General features: G+C 66.5%; 23 protein-coding genes. 12 read left to right on the top strand and 11 right to left on the bottom strand.

Annotated features, from left to right (window positions below; genetic code table 11):
• Nucleotides 1-15: 15 nt before the first annotated feature.
• Both ACQP2D_RS07530 and ACQP2D_RS07525 read left to right on the top strand, forming a co-directional pair.
• Nucleotides 16-942, top strand: a complete 927-nt coding sequence (locus ACQP2D_RS07530; protein WP_433682981.1) for an alpha/beta hydrolase — start codon at nucleotides 16-18, stop codon at nucleotides 940-942.
• Between the two features lie 184 nt (nucleotides 943-1126).
• Complete coding sequence (locus tag ACQP2D_RS07525) at nucleotides 1127-2917, top strand: AMP-dependent synthetase/ligase (RefSeq protein WP_433682980.1); 1791 nt, start codon at nucleotides 1127-1129, stop codon at nucleotides 2915-2917.
• Nucleotides 2918-3121: 204 nt separating this feature from the next.
• Here ACQP2D_RS07525 and ACQP2D_RS07520 read toward each other — a convergent pair whose 3' ends face one another.
• Complete coding sequence (locus ACQP2D_RS07520; protein ID WP_433682979.1) at nucleotides 3122-3994, bottom strand: alpha/beta fold hydrolase; 873 nt, start codon at nucleotides 3992-3994, stop codon at nucleotides 3122-3124.
• 88 nt (nucleotides 3995-4082) lie between these two features.
• Here ACQP2D_RS07520 and ACQP2D_RS07515 point away from each other — a divergent pair, with 88 nt between their 5' ends.
• Together ACQP2D_RS07515 and ACQP2D_RS07510 are read left to right on the top strand one after the other, a co-directional pair.
• Nucleotides 4083-4637: a CGNR zinc finger domain-containing protein gene (locus ACQP2D_RS07515; RefSeq protein ID WP_433682978.1), complete on the top strand. Its 555-nt coding sequence runs from the start codon at nucleotides 4083-4085 to the stop codon at nucleotides 4635-4637.
• Nucleotides 4638-4694: 57 nt separating this feature from the next.
• Nucleotides 4695-6461: a molybdopterin-dependent oxidoreductase gene (locus ACQP2D_RS07510; protein WP_433682977.1), complete on the top strand. Its 1767-nt coding sequence runs from the start codon at nucleotides 4695-4697 to the stop codon at nucleotides 6459-6461.
• A 100-nt stretch (nucleotides 6462-6561) separates the two neighbouring features.
• Here ACQP2D_RS07510 and ACQP2D_RS07505 read toward each other — a convergent pair whose 3' ends face one another.
• From ACQP2D_RS07505 to ACQP2D_RS07495, 3 genes are all read right to left on the bottom strand, one after another.
• Nucleotides 6562-8043: a DHA2 family efflux MFS transporter permease subunit gene (locus ACQP2D_RS07505; protein WP_433682976.1), complete on the bottom strand. Its 1482-nt coding sequence runs from the start codon at nucleotides 8041-8043 to the stop codon at nucleotides 6562-6564.
• 85 nt (nucleotides 8044-8128) lie between these two features.
• On the bottom strand, nucleotides 8129-8857 hold the full coding sequence (locus ACQP2D_RS07500; RefSeq protein ID WP_433682975.1) for a PadR family transcriptional regulator: 729 nt from the start codon (nucleotides 8855-8857) through the stop codon (nucleotides 8129-8131).
• A gap of 179 nt (nucleotides 8858-9036) precedes the next feature.
• Complete coding sequence (locus ACQP2D_RS07495; protein WP_433682974.1) at nucleotides 9037-9942, bottom strand: glycine betaine ABC transporter substrate-binding protein; 906 nt, start codon at nucleotides 9940-9942, stop codon at nucleotides 9037-9039.
• Nucleotides 9943-10153: 211 nt separating this feature from the next.
• Between ACQP2D_RS07495 and ACQP2D_RS07490 the strand changes: the two genes are divergently transcribed.
• From ACQP2D_RS07490 to ACQP2D_RS07465, 6 genes are all read left to right on the top strand, one after another.
• The gene (locus ACQP2D_RS07490) at nucleotides 10154-11086 is read left to right on the top strand and encodes an ABC transporter substrate-binding protein (RefSeq protein WP_433685569.1); all 933 of its coding nucleotides are present in this window, start codon (nucleotides 10154-10156) and stop codon (nucleotides 11084-11086) included.
• Complete coding sequence (locus ACQP2D_RS07485) at nucleotides 11047-12243, top strand: ABC transporter ATP-binding protein (RefSeq protein WP_433682973.1); 1197 nt, start codon at nucleotides 11047-11049, stop codon at nucleotides 12241-12243. Before ACQP2D_RS07490 ends, ACQP2D_RS07485 begins: the two co-directional genes overlap by 40 nt.
• Nucleotides 12240-12908: an ABC transporter permease gene (locus ACQP2D_RS07480; protein ID WP_433682972.1), complete on the top strand. Its 669-nt coding sequence runs from the start codon at nucleotides 12240-12242 to the stop codon at nucleotides 12906-12908. Before ACQP2D_RS07485 ends, ACQP2D_RS07480 begins: the two co-directional genes overlap by 4 nt.
• Nucleotides 12905-13621, top strand: coding sequence for an ABC transporter permease (locus tag ACQP2D_RS07475; protein ID WP_433682971.1), 717 nt, complete (start codon nucleotides 12905-12907; stop codon nucleotides 13619-13621). Before ACQP2D_RS07480 ends, ACQP2D_RS07475 begins: the two co-directional genes overlap by 4 nt.
• Nucleotides 13618-13791, top strand: coding sequence for a hypothetical protein (locus ACQP2D_RS07470; protein ID WP_433682970.1), 174 nt, complete (start codon nucleotides 13618-13620; stop codon nucleotides 13789-13791). The genes ACQP2D_RS07475 and ACQP2D_RS07470 overlap by 4 nt, the downstream gene beginning before the upstream one ends.
• A 152-nt stretch (nucleotides 13792-13943) precedes the next feature.
• The gene (locus tag ACQP2D_RS07465; protein WP_433682969.1) at nucleotides 13944-14375 is read left to right on the top strand and encodes a CBS domain-containing protein; all 432 of its coding nucleotides are present in this window, start codon (nucleotides 13944-13946) and stop codon (nucleotides 14373-14375) included.
• A 60-nt stretch (nucleotides 14376-14435) separates the two neighbouring features.
• Here the strand turns inward: ACQP2D_RS07465 and ACQP2D_RS07460 are convergent, their stop codons facing one another.
• The 4 genes from ACQP2D_RS07460 to ACQP2D_RS07445 form a co-directional block, all read right to left on the bottom strand.
• The gene (locus ACQP2D_RS07460) at nucleotides 14436-15632 is read right to left on the bottom strand and encodes an NAD(P)-dependent malic enzyme (RefSeq protein WP_433682968.1); all 1197 of its coding nucleotides are present in this window, start codon (nucleotides 15630-15632) and stop codon (nucleotides 14436-14438) included.
• A 437-nt stretch (nucleotides 15633-16069) separates the two neighbouring features.
• Nucleotides 16070-17695: an FAD-binding protein gene (locus tag ACQP2D_RS07455; protein WP_433682967.1), complete on the bottom strand. Its 1626-nt coding sequence runs from the start codon at nucleotides 17693-17695 to the stop codon at nucleotides 16070-16072.
• Nucleotides 17696-17746: 51 nt separating this feature from the next.
• Nucleotides 17747-18013, bottom strand: coding sequence for a hypothetical protein (locus ACQP2D_RS07450; RefSeq protein ID WP_433682966.1), 267 nt, complete (start codon nucleotides 18011-18013; stop codon nucleotides 17747-17749).
• On the bottom strand, nucleotides 18010-18864 hold the full coding sequence (locus ACQP2D_RS07445) for a PHP domain-containing protein (RefSeq protein WP_433685568.1): 855 nt from the start codon (nucleotides 18862-18864) through the stop codon (nucleotides 18010-18012). The genes ACQP2D_RS07450 and ACQP2D_RS07445 overlap by 4 nt, the downstream gene beginning before the upstream one ends.
• 62 nt (nucleotides 18865-18926) lie before the next feature.
• On the opposite strand from ACQP2D_RS07445, the gene ACQP2D_RS07440 reads away from it, so the two are divergent.
• The gene (locus tag ACQP2D_RS07440; RefSeq protein ID WP_433682965.1) at nucleotides 18927-20003 is read left to right on the top strand and encodes a magnesium and cobalt transport protein CorA; all 1077 of its coding nucleotides are present in this window, start codon (nucleotides 18927-18929) and stop codon (nucleotides 20001-20003) included.
• A gap of 9 nt (nucleotides 20004-20012) precedes the next feature.
• On the opposite strand, the gene ACQP2D_RS07435 is transcribed toward ACQP2D_RS07440, so the two are convergent.
• The 3 genes from ACQP2D_RS07435 to ACQP2D_RS07425 are packed head-to-tail and all read right to left on the bottom strand — an operon-like array spanning nucleotide 20013 to nucleotide 22059.
• Nucleotides 20013-20594: a suppressor of fused domain protein gene (locus ACQP2D_RS07435; RefSeq protein ID WP_433682964.1), complete on the bottom strand. Its 582-nt coding sequence runs from the start codon at nucleotides 20592-20594 to the stop codon at nucleotides 20013-20015.
• A 4-nt stretch (nucleotides 20595-20598) separates the two neighbouring features.
• Entirely contained in the window at nucleotides 20599-21090 is a 492-nt protein-coding gene (locus tag ACQP2D_RS07430; protein ID WP_330250104.1) for a general stress protein, read from the bottom strand.
• A 12-nt stretch (nucleotides 21091-21102) separates the two neighbouring features.
• On the bottom strand, nucleotides 21103-22059 hold the full coding sequence (locus ACQP2D_RS07425; RefSeq protein WP_433682963.1) for an HpcH/HpaI aldolase/citrate lyase family protein: 957 nt from the start codon (nucleotides 22057-22059) through the stop codon (nucleotides 21103-21105).
• Nucleotides 22060-22124: 65 nt separating this feature from the next.
• On the opposite strand from ACQP2D_RS07425, the gene ACQP2D_RS07420 reads away from it, so the two are divergent.
• Nucleotides 22125-23441, top strand: coding sequence for a magnesium transporter MgtE N-terminal domain-containing protein (locus ACQP2D_RS07420; protein WP_433682962.1), 1317 nt, complete (start codon nucleotides 22125-22127; stop codon nucleotides 23439-23441).
• Nucleotides 23442-23452 lie beyond the last annotated feature (11 nt).

Below are 23452 nucleotides of genomic sequence, written 5' to 3'. Positions count from 1 at the left end.
AATCGAGGAAAACCCATGCGTGACATCAATATTCCGCTGCCCATCGCGCGGACGCTGCTGAATCCGATCTTCCGTATCACGCTAAACGCGCGGCTGCCCTGGCAGATGCAGCGTCTACTGCTCGATATCGGTTCGCGCGCGCAGTTCCTCCCCTCCGATACGACCGTGCACCGGCTCCGGCTCGGCGGCAGGCCCGCTGAGCGGATCACCGCGGGTTCGCAGCAGCCCGATCTCACCAGGGGTGCCGTGCTCTACCTGCACGGCGGCGGCTACGCGATCGGATCGCTCGCCACGCACCGCTCGCTTGCCGCCCGGCTGGCCCACGAAACCGGTTGCGACGTCTATGTTCTCGACTACCGGCTGGCACCGGAACACCCGTTCCCGGCCGGCCTCGACGACGCCGAAGCGGCCTTCCTGGAATTGGTCGGCAATATCGGCTACCGACCCGAACAGATCGCGCTATCGGGTGATTCGGCGGGCGGCGGACTATCGCTGGCCACCGCGCAGCGGCTGATCGCCGGGCACGGGTACACCCCGGCCGCGCTCGGCCTGATCGCGCCGTGGGTCGACCCGAATCAGGTCCCCGAGAAGTCGCGCGATCTGGTCATCAACCGGCCGTGGTCGCGCGCCTGTGCCGCCGCCTATCTCGGCGACGGCGATGGCAAGGACACCGGCTACGCGCCGCTGCACGGTGTGCTGCCCGGATTGCCGCCGACCTACGTGCAGGTCGATATCAGCGAATTGCTGCATGCCCAATGCGTCGAATTCGTTGCGGCGCTGCGGGCGGCGGGCGTGTATACCCGGTTCACCGAGAGCAAGGGGCTATGGCACGTCGCGCAACTGCAGGCCGCGCTCGTTGGACCGGCTGCGGCGGCGCTGACCGAACTGGCCGATTTCCTGCGGGAAGCCATCCAGCCGGTCGCCATGCGCGACCTAGGATAGACAGTGGCTCACCTGCGCTCGTTCAAACGCACGAAACGCAAGACCGACTCCGTCTCACCGGGTCCGACCGGACCTCGACCGGCCCGTCGATGCCGAACCGGACCGGAGTTTCGGTGGCCGGAGTGACGTCCCGGTCACAGGTGTCGTAAATTACTGACGAGTAAACCCACGTGGAAGGGCACTGATGCGAGAGTTCGAAGTCCCGGCTTCCTACACCATCCCGGAAGACGCGAATAATTCCGATAACGTCTTCCGGCACGCCGAGCAGTCGCCCGGCGCGGTGCTGTTCAACGTCACCAGCGGTGGCGGCTGGCGGGAAATCAAGGCGGCGGAATTCGCGAAGGCGGTCACCGGGGTGGCCAAGGGCCTCATCGCCTCGGGTCTCGAACTCGGCGACCGCGTCGCCATCATGGCCCCAACCCGCTACGAATGGGTGCTGCTCGACTTCGCCGTCTGGGCCGCCGGTGGCTGCACCGTCGCGATCTATGACAGCTCGGCCGCCGAACAGGCCAAGTGGATCCTGCAGGACTCCGCCACCAAACTGCTGGTGGTCGACAGCGATAAGCACCGCAAGGTCATCGACGAGATCGAGGCGGGTGCGCTGCCGGATCTGAAGGAGACCCTGCAGATCGACAAGGGCGCCGTCGATGAGCTGATCGCGCGCGGCGCCGACCTCGACGACGCGGTCGTGCACGCGCGTCGGGCCGAGGTCAACGCCAAGTCCCCGGCCACCCTGATCTACACCTCGGGCACCACCGGCCGGCCCAAGGGCGTCATGCTCTCGCATTCGAACCTCTACGCGGAGTCCAAGTCCGACCGGCTCGCCCTGAAGAAGTACGTCACCGAGGGCAAGAAGACGCTGATGTTCCTGCCGCTGGCGCACGTCTTCGCGCGGGCGGTCACGCTGGCCGCATTCGACGCCAAGGTGATCGTCGCGTTCAGCTCCGACTGGTCCACCCTGGTCGAACAGTTCGGCAGCTACCGCCCGCACTTCATCCTCGCGGTGCCGCGCGTATTCGAGAAGGTCTTCAACAGCGCCAAGCAGAAGGCACACGACGGCGGCAAGGGCAAGATCTTCGACGCGGCCGCCGAAACCGCCATCGCCTACAGCGAGGCACTCGACAACGGCGGGCCGGGCCTGGTGCTCAAGCTCAAGCACACCCTGTTCGACAAGCTCGTCTACGGCAAGCTGCGCGTCGCGCTCGGCGGCCAGTGCGAGGCCGCGGTCTCCGGCGGCGGACCGCTCGGCGCGCGCCTCGGCCACTTCTTCCGCGGCGTCGGCGTGACCATCTACGAGGGCTACGGCCTCACCGAGACCACCGCAGCCATCACCGTGAACACCCCCGAAAATATTCGCGTCGGCTCCGTCGGCAAGCCCATCGAGGGCCACGCGGTCAAGATCGCCGAGGACGGCGAACTGCTGCTGCGCGGATCGGTGGTCTTCAACGGCTACTGGGGCAATGCCGAGGCCACCGAGGAGGCCTTCGCCGATGGCTGGTTCAAGACCGGCGACCTGGGCGCCATCGATGGCGACGGATACGTCACCATTACCGGCCGCAAGAAGGAAATCATCGTTACCGCGGGCGGCAAGAACGTCTCCCCCGGTCTGATGGAGGATTCGCTGCGCGCGCACCCGCTGATCAGCCAGGTCATGGTGGTCGGCGACGGACAGCCCTTCGTCGGCGCGCTGATCACCCTCGACCCGGAGGCGCTGCCCGGCTGGAAGGAACGCAACAATCTGTCCGCCGAGACCCCGATCGAGCAGGTGATCGAGAACCCGGCGCTGGTGGCGGAGATCAATGCCGCGGTCGCCGAGACCAATAAGAAGGTCTCGCATGCCGAGGCGATCAAGAAGATCCGCATCCTGACCGTCGACTGGACGCAGGAGACCGGCGAGCTGACGCCGAAGATGTCGCTGAAGCGGGCCGTGGTGATGAAGCAGTACGCGTCCGAAGTGGAGAAGATCTACGGCTGACGCCGAGTGGTTTCGAAGGCGCCGTCCGCCAATTGCGGGCGGCGCCTTCGTTTTGACCGCTGCACACCGACCTGTCCGCCAGAGTTCCGGCCGTGCGGGCGACCCCGGGCACAGTGGCCATCCCGTGGCCGATCACGTGGCATCCCGCGATCCAGAGCCCGAGTCATCGCGGCCCACACGACAACGATGGGTCGGTGGATACGGTCAGCGCGCCGGGAGCCGGTCCAGGAAATCGGCGATCAGCGATGCGATTTCGGGTAGGTGCGTCTCCAGGGCGAAGTGGCCGGTATCGAAGACGTGCAGTTCGGCGTCGGGGAGATCCGCGAGGTACGCGTGGGCGCCGGGCTCGGGGAAGAAGAGGTCGTTCGAGCCCCACACGATGAGGGTGGACGGGGTGTACTTGCGCAGCCACTGCTGCCATTGCGGGTATGCGGCGACATTCGACTTGTAGTCGAAGGCCAGGGCCACCTGGGCCTCCTTGCGGCCGGGGAGGTCGAGGAAGTACTGGTCGAGGATCCATGATTCGGGGGTGAGCACGGTCGGGGCGGGGACGCCCTGCTCGTACTGACCGCGGGTGCCTTCCAGCGTGAGCAGGCCGCGGATGGTGTCCTCGGCCCCTTCCTGTTCGGGCCGCAGTGCGGCGAAGTCGCGGGCGAGATCCGACAGTCCCGCTTCGTAGGCGTTGCCGTTCTGGACGATGAGACCGTTGATCCACTCGGGGTGGCGCAGCGCGATGCGCAAGCCGATCGGAGCGCCGAAGTCGAAGATGTACATCGCGAATTCGCGCAGTTCGAGCCGCTGCACGAAACCCTCGACCACATCGGCCAATCGGTCGAAGGAGTACTCGAAATCGGCTGGTGCGGTGGTATTTCCGAAGCCCGGGTAGTCCGGGGCGATCAGCCGGTACTGCGCGCCGAGCACATCGAACAGCCGGCGGAACTGGTGCGAGGCCGACGGGAAACCGTGCAGCAGCAACAGCACCGGCGCGTCGGCGCGATGCGGGACCGATTCGCGGTAGAAGACCTCGACACCGTCGACATCGATGCGGCGGTGCTGGACGACTGGCAGCTCGATCATGGCTCCACATGCTTTCTATCCGTGATGATGCATTAGTTCTAGCCGATCTTCACCTAATGTGTCAATCCGCAGATGTACCATTAGTGATATGAACGAAGCCCCGCTGATCGGCGAGCCGCTGGCACTCGACCTGGTCAACACCCGGCCGACCGGCACCGATCTGCTGGGTACCCCCGAGCACCTCGCGAATTGGCTTGCGCTGCAAGCCGCACGGTTTCCGGAGCTGGCCGTGGCGCATCCCACCGCCGCCGACCTCGCCGCGGTCCACGCGGTGCGCGACCATATCGGCTCCACGCTCGACGCACTGCTGCACAATCGCCGCCCGCCCGCCGACGCACTGCACCGACTCAATGCCGCACAGGCCGACGCACCCGCCATCCAGCAACTGGCGTGGGATGGCAGTGCGGTCACCGCAACCGTGCGCCGTAACGGCACCTCGGCCGAAAAGCTGGCAGCCGTGCTGGCCGAAGCCGCCATCGACCTGCTCACCGACCCAGCGATCGGCAAGCTGAGGCGCTGCGAGGCCGACGACTGCGTCCTGCTGTTCCTGCCCGCACACCCGCGGCGACGCTGGTGCTCACCCGACCGCTGCGGCAACCGGGTCCGCGTCGCCCGCTACTACCAGCGGCACAAGGCCGGTTGATATTCACGTCACCGAATGGTCATACTCCCCGATCACACCCGGCAGTACGCTCGGACCATGGCTGAACTGCGCTTACGGGTGACGGCAGGCATCGTCGCCGCCGGTCTGGCACTCGGCGTCGCCGAACTCGTCGCCGCCTTCACCGGACCCGACAGCGCGCCCGCCAACGCTCTCGGCTCGACCGTTATCGACCACACCCCCGACGGCCTGCGCGAATGGGTCATCCAGAACTTCGGCACCAACGATAAGACCCTGCTCTTCGCCTGTATGGCACTCGTGGCCGTACTCGTCGCCGGATTCATCGGCGCCATCGAGCGAACAGCGCACCCCCGAGGATCCTGGCTGCTGACTGCCCTCGGCCTGCTCACCGCCGCCATCGCCGTCGGCCGCAACAGTTTCTCCGCCGCTTGGCCCACCGTAATCGGCGTGGCCGCAGGTATTTATGCCCTCCGTGTCCTGACCGCCTACATCGACGACGCGAAGGAAGCCGGACGACCCGCCGCATCCCGCGCGGCCGAGCCGCGGGCCTCCGGTTCCGAGAACCAGGCAGCCGATGACGCCTCGGCCCCGCACGCGGCAACCGACATTGCCGCGTCCGGCACCGCCGCACCTGCTGCCGCGGCGGAACCGAGAATCGGTGCGGATCAAGATGATTCCCCCGATGCGCGTGCGCCACAAGCCTCCCGTGCTGGCGCCGAGGCGACCGAGCCGGAACCCGCCGGGACAGCGAGTTCGACGACCGGGACCACGGCAAAGCCGCAGCGGCGACAGGTGTTGCAGGGCATTGCCATTACGGGTGGTTTGGCGTTGCTCAGCGGGGTGGGTGGACGGCTGATCGGGGTGCGGCGCCGGGATGTGTCCGGTGAGCGGGCGGCGATTCAGCTCCCGGAGCCGAGCGGACCCACGGTTTCGCTCGCACCCGACGCGGATCTGAAACTGCCGGGACTGACGCCGTACCTGACGTCCAATAGCGACTTCTATCGCATCGATACCGCACTCATCGTGCCGCAGGTCTCCATCGACGATTGGTCATTGCGGATTCATGGGATGGTGGATCACGAAATCCAGATCAGCTGGGCCGATCTCGCCAAGCGCACTCCCGTCGAGACCTTGGTGACGCTGGCGTGTGTATCGAATCCGGTCGGCGGCGATCTGATCGGCAACGCACGCTGGCGCGGCTACCGCTTGGACGAACTGCTCGCCGAGGCGGGACCACACCCGGATGCCGATATGGTCCTGTCGCACAGCATCGACGGCTTCACCGCGGGCAGCCCACTGGCCGTACTCACCGACGGCCGCGACGCACTGCTGGCAGTCGGCATGAACGGCGAACCCCTCCCGGTCGCGCACGGGTACCCGGCCCGCCTGGTCGTGCCCGGCCTCTACGGTTATGTCTCCGCTACCAAATGGGTCACCGAATTGGAGATCACCCGCTTCGACCACGCGACCGCCTACTGGACCCGCCGCGGCTGGTCGGCCTACGGCCCCATCAAAACCGGCACCCGCATCGACACCCCCCGCGCCCGCGCCAAGGTGCAACCGGGCAGCACCGCCATCGCCGGCGTCGCCTGGGCCCAGCACCGCGGCATCCGAGCTGTCGAAGTCCAAATCGATAACGGCCCATGGCAACCCGCCCGGCTGTCCACCGAACAATCCATCGACACCTGGCGCCAATGGGTCTACGACTGGAACGCCACCACCGGCACGCATACCATCCGCGCCCGCGCCACCGACGGCACCGGCGAAACCCAGACCGAAGAACGCCGCCCCGTAGTCCCCGACGGCGCCACCGGATATCCGACCACCACGGTCACCGTCGGCTGATCCGAAATCGCCTGCCCGCCAATGGGACCTGCGTCGACTCCCCGCCAGAATCGCGTGCGCCCCGCTGGCCGATCGGCCAGCGGGGCGCAGCACCGATAACTCAGGCGGCGACGGAGTCGGCCTTGGCCAGGTCTGTCTTCGGGCCGGGCGCGGCGGACTGACCGTGCCGGACGAACAGCGCCGAGGCGATGACGCCGATCAGGAGGATGCCCGCCGGCAGCAGGATGGATTGGCTGAGGGCGGTGCTGAAGCCGTCCTTGACGAATTCCGGGATCGGGCCCTGTCCCGCACCGCCTTCGGAGATCTTGCCGCCGCCGAGGCCATTGGCGGTCATCCGAGCCGCGACCAGGGCACTGATCGCGGCACTGCCGAGTACCGAACCCACCTGGCGGGTGGTGTTGTAGATGCCCGCACCCGCACCGGCCTGCTGGATCGGCAGGTTGTGGGTGGCGGTGGAGGCCAGCGGCGCCCAGATGCAGGCGTTGGCGATACCGGCCAGCGCGGCCGAGAGCAGGAACCACACGATCGAGGAATGCGGTGTCATCACGGCCGCGAACCAGAAGATCGAGGCCGAGAATCCGATGAATCCGATCGTCGGCACGATCCGCGGGTGGAACCTGTCGGAGATCTTGCCGATGATCGGCGCGCAGACGCCGGTGACGATCGCCATCGGCGCGAATACCAGGGCCGACCTGGTGGGCGACATCTCCCGCACGGCCTGCAGGTAGAAGTACGCCGGCACCATCATCGAGGTGATGGCCGCACCCATTGCCGCGATGCCCACATTCGACAGCGCGAAGTTGCGGTCACGGAACAGCCCCAGCGGCAGCAGCGGCTCGCCGGCGTTGCGCGACTGGTTCACCAGGAACACCGCGAGCACAACCAGGCCGGCGCCGATCATCAACCAGATGCGCAGCGACCAGTCGTAGGTATTGCCCTCCTGGATACCGAATACCAGCAGGAACAGACCGATACCGCTGAGCACGACACCCGGGATGTCGAACTTGTGCTCATTGGTGGGCAGCGACGGCACCAGCCATACCGCCAGCGCGAAGGCGACGATGCCGACCGGAACATTGACGATGAAGATCCACTCCCAGCCGAGCCCGTCGACCAGCACACCGCCGAGGATCGGACCGACCAGCGTGGCGAGACCGGCGACGCCACCCCACAGCCCCATAGCCGCACCGCGCTTATCCGGCGGGAAGGTCCTGGTGATGACCGCCATGGTCTGCGGCGTCATCATCGCGGCGCCGAGTCCCTGGACGGCCCGCGCGGCGATCAGCATGCTGATCGATCCGGACAGACCACACCACAGCGAGGCCGCGGTGAATACGGCCAGGCCGATCAGGTACAGGTTCTTGGGCCCGTAACGGTCGCCGAGCCTGCCGGTCACCAGCAGCGGTACCGCGTAGGTCAGCAGGTAGGCACTGGTCACCCAGATCACCTGGGAGATGTCGGCCTGCAGATCCTTCATGATCGCCGGATTGGCGACCGCGACGATGGTCATATCCAGCAGGATCATGAAGAAGCCGACGACCAGCGCGAACAGCGCTAGCCACGGATTGCGTTGGGTGGTCATGAATTCGGTTCCTATCTCGGATGTCTGTTCCCGACGACGCAGGACAAGTCGGATCGGCCAGGCGTGCGGCCATCGGCCTCGCGCATCAGGGCGGTGACGTGCTGGTCTCGGACCAACTGCGCGGCACCGGGGGCGGTTCGGGATTTTCGGCAGCGGACCAGGGGTGCTGGTGCTCGGTGATCCGAACGCCGGTGGCGGCATCGAATTCGTCCCACTCCATCTCGCCGCTGTCCAGTTCGGAGATCAGATTGTTGACCCAGGCGATCTCGGCGGCGATGGTGGCGTGCAGGTACGGGAGCACGATCCAGTAGCGACGCGGCACGGCATGCACACCCGCCCACTGACTCATCATCTCCACGTCCGCGAGATCATGCGCCAGCCGCTCCACACGCTCCCGCAATAACGCGAGTACCTCCTGCGCGGGCAGGTTGTGTGCCTCCCCGAGCGCGAGCGGGAACACCGGATACTCCCGCGCGGGATTGCGCAGGATTTCGGTAATCCGGGAACGCAATGTCTCCCGGCCACTGTCGGTGATCCGGTAGATGGTGCGTTCCGGCCGGTTCCCGTCCCGGTCGACGCCTTCGGCGCACACCAATCCCTGATCGGCCAATCGCGCCACCGTGTGATAGAGCGAGCCCGGCCGCACCTTCACCAGCATGTCCTCACGACGGGCGATCAAGAGCTGAAACGCCTCGTAGGGGTGCATGGGCCGCTCGTCGAGCAGCGCGAGCACGGCGATCGCCAATGGCGTCACCGTTGGGCGCGCGTGCTGCCCCATTTCGGTCACCTCCCGCATATCGATTCCGGCGAGCATGCACGCTAGCCGCGGCCTACGACATACTCCGCATCAAATACTCCACGTGGAATATACGGCGCGGATCAGTCGAACCACAAGACGGCGGGATCTCACGGAAATGTGATGGGCGACATAGCAAACGACCCGAGCGCGAACCGCTCGGGTCGTCGTGACCAGGGTTTCCGACGGAGGGCCGGCTAGAGCGCGTGGGTGTCCAACCAGGCACGAGCCACCTCAGCGGCATTCGCGCCATCGCGCACCTTGCGGATCATCTGCGCCAACTCATCGGTCGTGAGCTCACCCGCGACGTAATTCAGCTTCCGGATCTCCCGATCGTCGAGCAGCCCCTTGCGGTAGACCGCCAGCACATTCTCGGCACGCACGGCGTAGTCGGCATCGGTGAGGATCGTCAGCCCGTCGGTCGCGCCGGGGACGAGACCGGTCGGCCCGGTCAGGATTCCGGCCTGGATCTCGCCGTCCAACAACGCTTTTCGCAGCGCCGCCACATCCGGATAGGGCCTGGTCCCGGCAAAATCGCAACCGGCGATCCGCACGGGACCCACCGCTGACAGCACATCCGGTACCGGTGCCACCCCGGCTTCGATCGCACCGCACCGCGGCGCCAGCGCGCCGATCGATCGCACGTTATCGCGGATCGCCACGGCTTCGGTCAACAGCACCCGGGATCGCATATCGGTACCGTCGGCCGGATCGGACACCGCGAGCCCCTCCGGCAGCGACCGGTTCAACTCCTCGGTCACCGACAGCCGTACCGGCACCGACTTGTCCGCCACATCGGTGGTCACCTCCGGCTTGCGGGCCTGCGCGCCCGGGTTGAGAAAGGTGAGCAGTTCGCCACTGTGTTCACCGACCACCGTCACGGTGCCCGCGTCCAATGCGGCCAGATAGTCCGCGCGGCGACCGAGATCGGCGGCCACCGAGGTGCGCGCACCGGTCCGTGCGAGCGCCCCCGCATAAATTTGCGCAAGCAGATTTGATTCCATCGAATCGCCCGCGCCGACCGCTATCGTCGGTCCCGGATCGTCGTTTCCACAGGAAACGGCCAGCGCGACGGCCGTCACGACCATCAGTCGTGCCAGCATCCGCCTCGACGCGGCCAATACCATCCGGCGACACCAACTCTCCGTAGCGAACAGGAACACCATGCAACGGGCAGTATGAACCACCAGAATGTACCGGGTGGCCGTGCGTACACGGCTCCTTGCACCGCCCGTCCATGCCGGAAGGACTCCAGTGAAATCCACGATCACCCCCGATGCCGCGAGGCACGGGCGGTTCGCGCTGCGGCTGACGCTGCGCACCGCCCGCGTTCTCGTCGCTGCCGCGGCGCTGGCCGCCGCCATGATCCTGTCCGCCTGCGGCAACTCCGATCCGCTTGCGGCCAAGGGCAATTGTGACGGCGACGGGCTGACCGTCGGTTCGGCGAACTTCCCGGAGTCCGAGACGGTCGCGAATATCTACGCGGAAGTGTTGCGCGTCAATGGATTCAAGGTCGACACCAAGCTCAATATCGGCAGCCGCGAGGCCTATATCCCGGCGCTGCGCCAGTGCGCGATCTCGGTGATCCCGGACTACAACGGCAACCTGCTGCAGTATCTGGACAAGAACGCCACCGCGACCAGCTCCGCCGACGTCGACGCCGCACTCGCCAAGGCGGTCGGCTCCGACCTGGCCATCGGCACTCCGGCACCCGGTCAGGACTCCGATGCGGTCGTGGTCACCAAGGCCACCGCGGAGCGCTGGAACCTGCACAGCATCGCCGATCTGGCCGCGCATTCGGCCGAGGTGAAATTCGGCGCGCCCGCCGAATTCCAGGAGCGTGCAGGCGGTCTGCCCGGTCTGAAGAAGAACTACAACCTCGATATCGCCGCGAACAACTTCGTGCCGATCGCCGACGGCGGCGGCCCGGCGACCGTGCGCGCGCTGGTAGACGGCACGGTGACCGCGGCCGATATCTTCACCACCTCCCCCGCGATCGTGCAGAACAACCTGGTGGTGCTCGAGGATCCGAAGCACAACTTCCCGGCCCAGAATGTGGTGCCGCTGTTCAATGCCAGCAAGAAGACCGATAAGGCGCTCGCCGCGCTCAATGCCGTCTCCGCGAAACTCACCACCGACGAGCTGATCAAGCTCAATGAGGCGGTCTCCGGGAACAGCAAGACCGAACCCAAGGCCGCGGCACAGCAATGGGTCACCGCCCAGGGGCTGAACACGCCGATCAAGTAGGAGCCAGCGTGTCCGATATCGAATTCAGCCGGATCAGCAAGACCTATCCGGATGGCACACACGCCGTCTCCGAACTCGATCTGCGCATCGAATCCGGTTCGTTCACCGTCTTCGTCGGACCGTCGGGCTGTGGCAAGACCACCTCGATGCGAATGATCAATCGGATGATCACGCCCAGTTCGGGCACCATCACCGTTGGCGGCGAAGATATTTCGACGGTGAATCCGGTCGAGCTGCGGCTCGGTATCGGCTACGTGATCCAGAGCGCCGGACTCCTGCCGCACCGCACCGTCATCGACAATGTCGCGACCGTGCCGGTGCTGCAAGGGGTTCGGCGCCGCGCGGCCCGAGCGGCCGCACTCGAGGTGCTGGACCGGGTCGGGCTGGACCGCTCGCTGGCCAACCGGTATCCGGCCCAGCTCTCCGGCGGCCAGCAGCAGCGAGTCGGGGTGGCCAGGGCACTGGCCGCCGATCCGCCGGTGCTGCTGATGGACGAACCGTTCAGCGCGGTCGATCCGGTGGTGCGCGAGGAGTTGCAGGCCGAAATGCTCCGGCTGCAAGCGGAATTGCACAAGACCATCGTCTTCGTCACCCACGATATCGATGAGGCGGTCAAACTCGGCGACCGGATCGCGGTCTTCGGCCCCGGCGGCATTCTGCAGCAATACGACGAACCACAACGCGTACTCGCCGCGCCCGCAACCGATTTCGTCGCCGGATTCGTCGGGCGCGACCGCGGCTATCGAGCACTGTCGTTCCGCAGCGCGGACAGCTTGGTACTGCACGAGATTCACACCGCGACCGAACCCGAACTCGCCGAACTGCGGCTGGAACGCGGCGAATGGGTACTGGTGGTTACCGATTCCGGAGTACCGCGCGGCTGGATCGATGTCACCGGCGTCGAGGGCATTCGGGCGGGCCGGGCGTTGCACGACAGCATCGCGGCGGGTGGCTCGCTGTTCCCACCGGGCGGTGACCTCAGGCAGGCCTTGGACGCGGCCATCTCGTCTCCGTCGGGAATCGGTGTTGCCGTGGATGATTCGGGTGCCGCAAGCGGCGGCATCCTGGCTCCCGAGGTACTCGAGCAGCTCGCCGGGCAGCGCACGGCGGAGGACGACGAGCGCAATCGGCACTTCTTCGAAACCGAGAACGCATGAGGTATCTGATCGACAACTTCGCCGAGATCATGGGTTTCACCAGGACCCATCTGTATCTGGCGTTGGTGCCGCTCGTATTCGGTCTGATCATCGCGATTCCGGTGGGGGCACTGGTTCGGCGCGTGTCCTGGCTGCGGCGGATCTCGGTGACGGTGGCCAGCCTGTCCTATACCATTCCGTCGCTGGCGCTGTTCGTGATCATTCCGCCGCTGGCCGGAATCACGACCATCGACCCGCTGAATGTGATCATCGCGCTCACCGTGTACTCGACCGCGCTGCTGGTGATCGCGGTGCCGACGGCGCTGGATTCGGTATCGCCCGCCGTCATCGATGCCGCCGATGCCGTCGGCTTCAGTTCGCTGCGCCGCACGCTGACTGTCGATATGCCTTTGGCCATACCGGTTTTCGTATCCAGTCTGCGGGTCGTGGTGGTCACCAATATCGCCATGGTTTCGGTCGGCGCGCTGATCGGCGTCGGCGGGCTCGGCAAACTCTTCACCCAGGGCTATCAGCGCGACTATCCGGACGAGATCATCGCCGGCATCATCGTGACGCTCGCGCTGGCGCTGATCTTCGACCGGCTCGTCTATGCCCTCGGCCGCTGGTCGACCCCGTGGGTGCGCGCCGACGCCAGGACCGTGAAGGCGAAAGGCGCCGCCGCATGAACCTTTTCATCGACGCCTGGCACTACCTCACCAGTGGCGCGAACTGGAGCGGCCCGGCGGGCATCGAACACCGCATCGGCGAGCACCTCTGGTACAGCTTCCTGACCATCGTCTTCTCCGCGACGGTCGCGGTACCGCTCGGCCTTGTCATCGGGCACACCCGCCGTGGTGCCGCGGTACTCGTCGGATTCGCCAATGCCATGCGCGCCCTGCCGACCCTCGGCCTGCTCACCTTCCTGGTGCTGCTGCTCGGCCTCGGACTGATCCCGCCGTTGCTCGCGCTGGTCACGGTCGGCATTCCGCCGCTGCTGGCCGGTGCCTACGCCGGCATCGCCAATGTCCCAGCCGACGTCGTCGACGCCTCACGCGCCATGGGCATGACCGAGCGCCAGATCCTGTTCCGCGTGGAAGTCCCCAACGCACTGCCGATCCTGCTCACCGGACTGCGTGGAGCCACCCTCCAGGTCATCGCCACCGCGACCATCGCGGCCTTCGTCAACCTGGGCGGACTCGGCCGCTACATCTTCGACGGCATCGCGGTCTACCGCTACGACCGCGTCCTGGTCGGCGCCCTCCTGGTTGCCGCCCTCGCCATGCTCATGGACGGCCTGCTCGCCTTCGTGGTCTGGGCCAGCACCCCCGGTACCGGCCGCCTACGCCGCACGAGCCGGGCGACAGTCACACCGGCAGCCATCGTGCAAACCTCGCGGTGAACAACGGGCAGGTAGTGGTCATCGGCACACTCGACACCGGCACCACGGTGTCATCGCGGCCGAGCATCTACTACGACCTCGCCAGAAGCTCCACCTCGGATGCCGCGAGCGAGGCACGCAGGCCGGCGTGCGAAAGCGATATGGCGGCGTCCGTCGATAATCCACGATGAACGCATTTCAGGCCGATATGCCGCGATCTTGGTGCACCATCAGCACACCGCCAGCAACTCCGCGTTGACCAACACTGTGATCGGGGTCACTATGTGACGAGACAGAGTCGTCGTTACCCCATGGTTCATTCATCCGAGACGAGGAGGTTGCTGTGAACAGTCGCTCCATGAAGGCTCGCGACATCATGCACGCCGATGCGGAATGGATTCCCGCCGACGAGACGCTGGACCGGGCCGCGCAGATGATGCGCAGGCTGGATGTCGGCGGCCTGCCGATCGGCAACAATGATCGGCTGGTCGGCATGCTGACCGATCGCGACATCGTTGTGAAATGTGTTGCGATGGGCCATGATCCGAGCAAGGTCCGGGCCGGTGATCTGGCGGAGGGCACGCCGCGCTGGGTGTCCGACGACGCCGACGTCCGCGAGGTGCTCGACACGATGGAGCGGGAGCAGATCAAGCGGATACCGGTGGTCAATGCCAACAAGCGCCTGGTCGGCATGATCTGCGAATCGGATATCGCCAAGAACCTGACCGACGCCGAAGTCGCAAAATTCGTCTCGGCCGTATCCGTACCGCACTGACCCGTAACGAAATACGGGGCCGCCCACCACCGTGGACGGCCCCGTATTCGCGAGATCGGGCTACGCGACACCCTCCGCGCGGGCCGCAGCGGCGACGGCCTGGGCAACGGCCGGGGCGACGCGCGGGTCCAGCGGGCTCGGCACGATCTTGTCGGGGCTGAGTTCGTCGGCGACCACGCTGAGGATGGCGTCCGCGGCGGCGATCTTCATGCCCTCGGTGATCCGGCGTGCGCCCGCGTCCAGCGCGCCCTTGAAGACGCCGGGGAAGGCCAGCACATTGTTGATCTGGTTCGGGAAGTCGCTGCGCCCGGTGGCCACGATCGCGGCGTACTTGTGCGCGACATCGGGGTGGATCTCCGGATTCGGGTTCGACATGGCGAACACGATCGACTCCGGCGCCATCGAGGCGATCAGTTCCTCGGCGATGGTGCCCGCGGAAAGGCCGAGGAACACATCGGAACCGGCCAGCGCCTCGGCGGCACCACCGGTCAACCCACGCGGGTTGGTGCGCTGCGCCAGTTCGACCTTCACCTCGTTGAGGTCGCCGCGGTCCCGGCTGACGATGCCCTTCGAATCGAGCACGGTCACGTCCTTGACGCCCGCGGCGAGCAGGATGTTCGTGCACGCCACGCCGGCGGCACCGGCACCGGACACCACGACCTTCATATCGTCGATGGCACGGCCCTGCACCTTGGCCGCACCGTTGAGGGCGGCGAGCACCACGATGGCGGTGCCGTGCTGGTCATCGTGCATGACCGGGCAGTCGAGCGCCTCGATGAGCCGCTGTTCGATCTCGAAGCAGCGCGGCGCCGAGATGTCCTCCAGGTTCACCGCACCGAAGCTCGGACGCAGCCGGACGATCGTCTCCACGATCTCGTCGACATCCTTGGTGTCGAGCACGATCGGAATCGAGTTCAGTCCGGCGAACTTCTTGAACAGCGCCGCCTTGCCCTCCATCACCGGCAGCGAGCCGCGCGGGCCGATATCTCCGAGACCGAGCACCGCGGTGCCATCACTCACCACGACGACCAGACGGTCGGTCCAGGTGTAGCGCTTGCACAGCGCCTCATCCTCCGCGATGGCCAGGCTGACCTTCGCCACACCCGGGGTGTAGGCGATGGAAAGGTCGCGCTGGGTGTCCAGCGGTGCGGTGAGTTCGACCGATAGTTTGCCACCGAGATGTCCCGCGAAAATCTCGTCGTGCGTGATTTCAGAAAGGCTTGCAGTGGCATTCGGTGCGTCAGTCACAGATGACACGATTTCACTCCTGCTCGGGTCGGACAAACCGGGGGACGGGTTACCGCCGGGTAATGGGTATTGGCTGATTCATACGCTCATCGAGTGCGCTGACCGGGACGTTTCGAGTGGGGCCGAAGGCGTGGAAGAGCCGACGGTCCAATACCGAAATGTGGCGCGGCACTGATCCGCAGAGCGAGGGCCGAACGGGTGTGTCCGGATAGAACGTGCGGGGGGATCCTCGGGACGCGACGGTGCGTCGCGAGGCGGAGATCGCCGATGTTCCCGAACCCGGCGGTGGCGTGGGCGGGAATCCGCAACATTCTGCCAGCTGGGACGACGCATTGCCAAACCGGCGTGTCGTGTCCCGGCCGAGCGTCATCTTTCGAGGATAGGTCGTCGGAATTACCAGGGGGTAAGCAGAAACTCGCAGTTCGGTAGCGGTATCCCGTGAGCTGTCACAACGCGATCGGATCGGCGGCGGTGAGGTCCGGACCGGCAGTGGGTTCGGGCAGAACCGCAGCGACTTCGGGCACCGCGGCGGCGAGTTGCGGTGCGGGCTGGCGTGTGTCCGATCGCACCCACACCGTGTCGAGCCCGCCCGAAGTCAACCGCACCCGCCAATCGGCCGCGGCGCCGGGATGATCGGTGCGCCGGTGCATGCCGCGGCTCTCGGTGCGCGCCAGTGCACTGTATTTGGTCCAGCGCGCCACCGCCAGTAGCGCCGCCGCCTGCCTGGCCCGCAGCCGATCCACCCCGAATCCGCCCAGATCGAATTCGGCGCCCGGCCACATGGCGTCAAGTTCGGCGATGCTGTCGCGCAGACTCCCCGCGCTGCGCCAGAAGCTGCGGCGCAGCGGCAGCGTGTGCTCCTGCACCAGCCCGACCACCGCGCGCGGATCGATGCGGGCCACCGGGTTCAGTCCGGCACCCGCCAGCTCGCGCACCGGCCCGGTCCGGCCGCGGCCGCGCGCGAACCGCGCCGCGCCCTTACCCGCCCATACCCCCGAAGCGATGGCCCAGGCTCCGCCCTGACCGCCGAAGCCACTGACCGCACCGGTGATCGGCTCGCGCGTCATCACATCGCCCGCGCCATAGAGTCCGGCCACCGTGGTCGCACAGTCCACCCCGGCGATGCGCAATCCGCCGGTTCCGCGCACGGTGCCCTCGAGCACCGCGCGCAGCGGCACCCGGCGGGTGCGATCGACCAGGCCCTGACGGGCCAGCCAGCGCCGGACCTGGTACGGCACATCGTCCAGTGCGGCGTAGATCCGGTGGCCATCGGCGATCGCGGCGAATGCCGCGGCACGATGACCAGTGATCTTCGCGCCGGATTCGTCGTAGAGCGTCGCTGAATGCAATGCCAGCCCTGGTGCGGACGCCGCATCACGGGGTCCCGACATAACCGGCGTGAGTCCGTAGGCGCTGGAGAATTCCATCCCGGACAATTCCGCGCCCGCCTCGACGGCCAGCAGCAGTCCGTCGCCGGTGTCGACATCGGTGCCGGCACCCCCGGACAGGAAGGCGCAGCCACCGGTAGCGACGACAACGGCCCCGGCCCGGATGATCCACGGGCGAAAACCATTGAGCTGCTGCACACCGGCCGCACCGGCGACCGCACCGTCGCGATCGACGAGCATTTGCAGCGCGGGATGATGATCGAGGACGCGCACTCCCGCCTCGAGCGCGCGGCGGCGCATCCGGCGCAGATAGCTCACGCCGTCGAGGCATACCCGCAACGATGGCCCCCTGGCATCGGGTCCACTGCCCTGCCCCGGAAACCGATAACCCCACTGGGCCAGCAGTTCGACCCGCCGATGCGTCTCGTCGAGCACCCGCAGCATCCACTCCGGTTCGGCGAGTCCGCCGCCGTGCGCGTAGGCGCGCCGCACCGCATCGTCCCTGGCGGATCCCGGCGGGATATTCCACAGCGATGTCGTCCCGCATGGGGTGGGTCCGCTGGCACCGCAGCGCGCTTTGTCGACGAGTACCACCCGAGCGCCCGCAGTGGCGGCGGAGACGGCAGCCCAAACCCCGGCGGGACCGCCGCCGAGGACGAGCACATCCGTCTCGCATTCAGTCACAAAGAAAAATGTTCGACCACAATTCACTTGGCCGCAACCATTACCGAGATATCAGCTCCACCACTGGGTCCAGAGCAATAATCCGGCGACGATGAATACGACCATCGATCCGGAAAAAGCAGCGAAACCCCGATGTCGATCCGAAAAAATCTGTGCGCCGACGCCGACCATGGATGCGGTGACATGCCATGTCACCGATTCCCCACCGGGTCCGGGAAAATCGCGCCGAGCAGCGATGACCGCGGTTCCGACAACGACGAGGGCGAGCACGAACATCCCACCGGCGACAATTCCGCTGAGTCCGCGCAGCACTCTCACGAGGCGATCACCGGCACTCCCGTGGCTTTGCCGGCCAGTTCCTCGAATTGCGCCGGATCGGTGGTGAATTCACCGAGCCGGATGGTTTTGTTCGCGCCGTGATAGTCCGACGATCCGGTCGTGATGAGACCGAGTTCGGCGGACAGATCGACCAGCAGGGCCCGGTCGGCCGCGGAATGATCCGGATGCGCGATCTCCAGCCCGCCGAGTCCGAGGGTGGCGAGTTCGCGAATCTCGTCGAGTGCGAGCAACCGGCCGCGCTTGCGCGCCCTGGTGTGCGCGAGCACGCTGACGCCACCGGCGGTCGCGATCATCTCGACGGCGCGGCGCACCGGGGTATCGGCCTTCTCGGCGTAGTAGCGGCCGTGCGGGGCCAGCAATTCGGTGAACGCCGCGTCCACGCTCGGCACCACTCCGGCCGCGACGAGAGCACGGGCCAGGTGCGGGCGGCCCGCGGACGGTCCCGCCGAGGCCAGCACCGCGTCCGGATCGATGGGTAGTCCGTCGGCCCGCATCCGCTCGGCCATCGCGCGCAGACGCTCGACCCGCTCGGCGCGCAGGCGCTCACGCTCATCGGCGAAAGACCGATCGGTCGGATCGAAGAGATACGCGAGTAGGTGCACCGGAACCGGCCACCCGTCCTCGCCCAGGCCGATACACGACATCTCCATGCCGCGGACGAGTGTCAACCCCTTCGGCAGCGCGTCGACCGCCTCGCTCCACCCAGCGGTGGTGTCGTGGTCGGTGATCGCGATGACGTCCAGTCCCGCCGCCGCCGCGTTCCGGACGAGTTCGGCCGGGGTATCGGTGCCGTCGGACGCGGTCGAATGGGTATGCAGGTCGATGCGCACGCCTTCTTTCATACCGTGCCGCTCGTCGCGAGCGGAAAGCGCAGGCGACGTAGCATCGAGCGGTGCCATCTATTCCGCCGCTACCGTCGTTCCGCGGCCAGGGCCGAGCGCACACGCCGCTGCCCCATATCCCGGTCCCCACCGCTCGTGCGGTGGTCGATTGCGCTGTTTACATCGACGGCAGGCGACTGCCCGGCCACTTCAGTCATGCCGACGCGATGGCCGAGGTCAGCAACCGTGGAACCGGATTCGTGTGGGTCGGACTGCACGATCCGGACGAGTACCAGATGGCCGATATCGCCAAGACCTTCGATCTGCATCCGCTGGCCGTGGAAGACGTCGTCCACGCCCATCAGCGGCCGAAGCTGGAACGCTACGACGACACCCTGTTCCTCGTACTCCGCACCGTCAGCTACGTCCCGCACGAAATCCACACGATCAGCGAGATCGTCGAGACCGGCGACATCATGGTCTTCACCGGGCCCAATTTCGCCGTCACCGTCCGGCACGGCGAGCACACCGGATTGGCCGGTGTTCGAAAGGAATTGGAGTGCCAACCCGAGCAGCTCGTGTACGGCCCCGGCGCGGTGCTGCACGCGGTCGCCGACCACGTGGTGGATTCCTACGTCGAGGTCGCGCAGTCGGTCGAGAACGATATCGACGAGATGGAGGAAGAGATCTTTACGCCGCGCAGCAAGGTGGCCGTCGAATCGATCTATCAGCTCAAGCGTGAGGTCGTGGAGCTACGGCGCGCGGTGAATCCGCTCGGAATCGCGCTCGAAGCACTCGGCCGCAACACCGGAATGCCGTTGCCCAAGGAGATTCGGCGCTATATGCGCGATGTCGCCGATCATCACACGGCGGTGGCCGAGCGGATCAACGATTTCGACGAGGCGCTCAGCGCACTGATCACTGCCGCGCTCGCCAAGGTCGGTGTCCAGCAGAACACCGATATGCGCAAGATCTCCGCGTGGGTCGCGATCGCCGCGGTGCCGACGATGATCGCCGGGATCTACGGCATGAACTTCGAGCATATGCCGGAGCTGAAACAGGTCTGGGGCTATCCGGCCGTGCTACTCCTCATCACGGCGGTCTGCACCGTGCTGTACGTCAACTTCCACCGCAACAATTGGCTCTGACGCCCGAAACTACAGTGCCGCAGCACCTCTCGCGGGATCGCGCACATCGATACCCGCCTCCGCCCAGGCCTCGCGCAACGCCTGCGCACCGCGTACCCGCACCCAGGCCGCCTCGGTCGCGGTCACCGGAACTACCGCGAAATACCGCACCGGCTCGGCGGGCGCGGGCAATACCACCTCGGGAATATCGCTCTCGCCCAATAACACCGCGGTGAACGGCGCATTGCGCCACATCGGCTCCCCGAGGTCGAGTAGCGCATCGGCTTGCAGCACAACACCTTCCACGGCGGGCGCCGCGACCAGCACACCGAGCGTGCGGGCCAGCCCCGAACTCGCGCCGACTCCGGCGCGCAGCGTCAGCACCAGTTCGGCGCGCGGGCCGCGCACCGGATCGGCGTGCAGGTCACCGGGATCGCCCATGGGATGGCGGGAGCCACCGAGAGTTACGTAGTGCACCAACTCCTCGCCCGGAATGCGCAGGATCTCGATGGGCTCCAACCCGAGGAAGGTCACCGACGCGGAGTCGACACCCGTCGATGCCACACCGAAGTGGTCCAACACCTCGGTGCGGACCTTGTCCACTACTTCCATGCGCTCAGATCGCCAACCGCGCCAGCATGTCCCGAGCCTGCTCGGCCGACTTCGGGTCGCACAGCACGTCATAGCGGCCCGCCACCAACTGCATGGTGGAGGCGAAGTCACGCTGTCCCTTGGTCGCCGCGTACGGGATCGAGGTGGAGATCACGCCGAAGATGATGCCGCCGACCAGGCCGACCAGCACCGGCGCGAAACCGCCGCTGGTGGTGAACAGACTCAGCAGCAGGCCGAGGAACAGGCCGAGCCACGCGCCCGAAACCACCCCGCCCCCGATCACCTTGCCCCAGGTCAGTCGGTACAGCACGCGTTCTACCTGCATGAGGTCGACGCCGACGATGGTCACGTCTTGCACAGGGAACTGGTTGTCGGCCAGGAAATCGACCGCCTTCTGCGCCTCGGCATAGGTCGGATACGAGCCGACCGGCCAGCCCGATGGCGGCGTCGGCAGGCCCTGGCGCGCGCGATTCGAGTTCCCCAAGGGATTCGTCATATCTCTATTCTGCTATTCCGAACCGATGTTGGGGGGTGTGAAACGCGTGGTGCGCGTCATCCCGGCCGCCCGGCCCTTATCAGCGATTACCTGAGCCATCTTGGCGCTGGCTTCATCGATCATTTCGTCGCCGAGCATTACCGCACCGCGCGCACCGCCCTTTTCGGAGGTGTGGAAGGTGTAGGCATCCAGAATCAGCTCGGCGCGATCGTAATCGGCCTGGCGCGGACTGAAGATCTCGTTCGCGGCCTCGATCTGTCCGGGATGCAGCACCCATTTGCCGTCGAAACCGAGTGCGGCGGTGCGCCCGGCCGCCCTGCGGAACCCATCGATATCCCGAATTTGCAGGTAGGGGCCGTCGATTGCCTGCAGTCCGTGCGCGCGGGCGGTGAGCAGGATGGTCATCAGAATGTGGTGGTAGGCATCACCGGTGTCATAACCCTCCGGCTGTTCACCGACCACCAATGTGCGCATATTGATACTCGCCATGAAGTCGGCCGGACCGAACACCAGGGCCTGCACCCGAGGACTGGCGGTGGCGATCGCGTCGATATTGCGCAACCCCAGCGCGTTCTCGATCTGCGGTTCGATGCCGATCCGGCCGACCTCGAGCCCGCTGGCCTTCTCCAACTGGGTGAGCAGCAGATCCAGCGCCCGCACCTGACCGGCATCGGTCACCTTCGGCAGCAGGATCGCGTCCAGGGCCGCACCCGCGCCCTCGACCACCGTGATCACGTCCGTGTAGGTCCATTCGGTGGTCCAGTCGTTGACCCGCACCACCCGCAGCTGGCTACCCCAACCGGAGTCGTTCAGCGCCGCCACGATATTCGCGCGGGCCTCGGCCTTGGCCGCGGGCGCGACCGCGTCCTCCAGATCGAGGAATACCTCGTCGACCGGTAGCCCCTTGGCCTTATCGATCATCTTCTTGCTGCTACCGGGGCAGGCGAGCACCGAGCGGCGCGGCTTCATGATCACTCCCGTCGATCGTGGGCATGGTGCGAATACCGGTCCGCGCACCCTCTAACCTGACAACCATGGCAGCAACCAGGGTGTACGTCGCCAGACTCGCCGGGCTGGTGGTACTCGGCCCGGACGGCGAGTCTATCGGCCGCATCCGCGACGTCGTCGTGGCCATCCGCTACGACCGACAGCAGCCCCGGGTGCACGGTCTCGTCGTCGAATTGCCGTCCCGGCGACGGATTTTCGTGCCGATGCTGCGGGTCACCACCATCGAACCCGGTGTCGTCGCGCTCAATACCGGCACGGTGAGCCTGCGCCGCTTCACCCAGCGGCCCGGCGAAATGCTCGCCCTCGCGCAGATCGTCGATTCCTCGGTGCGCGTGGACGATCCGGATCTGCCGGATGTCGCGGATGTCGATGTGCTGGTTGTCGATCTCGGCATCGAACAGACCCGGACCAGAGACTGGCGGGTGACCAGGGTCGCGGTGCGCGGACATCGCAGACTCGGGCGCCGCCGCACCGTGCACGTGGTGGACTGGACCCAGGTCAGCGGGCTGACCCCATACGAAATCGGCAGGCCGGGCCAGGACGTCACCCAACTGCTCGAACAGTTCGAGGGCCTGCGCCCCGCCGACGTCGCACATCTACTACGCGAACTGCCGGAGAAGCGGCGCATCGACGTGGCGATCGCGCTCGACGACGAGCGCCTGGCCGACGTGGTGCAGGAGCTTCCCGATGACGATCAGGTCGATCTGCTCGGCCACCTCGAGGTGGGCCGAGCCGCCGACGTGCTCGAGGCCATGGACCCCGACGATGCCGCCGACCTGCTCGGCGAGCTGCCGACGGGCGAGCGGGAATCGCTACTGGCGCTGATGGATCCGGAGGAATCCGAACCGGTCCGCCGACTGCTGCAACACTCGCCGGACACCGCGGGCGGTCTGATGACCCCGAAACCGGTGATCCTCACCCCGGCCACCACCGTCGCCGAAGCGCTGGCCCGAGTGCGCAATCCGGATCTGACACCCGCGCTGGCCTCCATGGTGTTCGTAGTGCGCCCACCGACCGCCACACCGACCGGCCGGTTTCTCGGCTCGGTCCACTTGCAGCGACTGTTGCGCGAACCTCCCGCACACCTGGTCGGCGGCATCCTCGACACCGATCTGGCCCCGTTGCGCCCCGATGTCCCACTCGGCGCGGTGACCCGCTACTTCGCGACGTACAACCTGGTTTGCGGACCGGTCGTGGACGAGGAGAACCACCTGCTCGGCGCGGTCAGCGTGGACGATGTGCTCGACCATCTGCTGCCGGAGGATTGGCGCGAGCAGGAGGATACGCACGATATGGCGCACGAGGCGGCCGCGGGGCATGAGGGGACAGCCGACGGTGAGTGAGAAGACTCCGG

It is taken from the genome of Nocardia sp. CA-119907 (assembly GCF_050955995.1).
GTDB lineage: Bacteria > Actinomycetota > Actinomycetes > Mycobacteriales > Mycobacteriaceae > Nocardia.
Note: the sequence above shows the minus strand (reverse complement) of the source record. Positions and strands in the feature narration are given on the sequence as shown.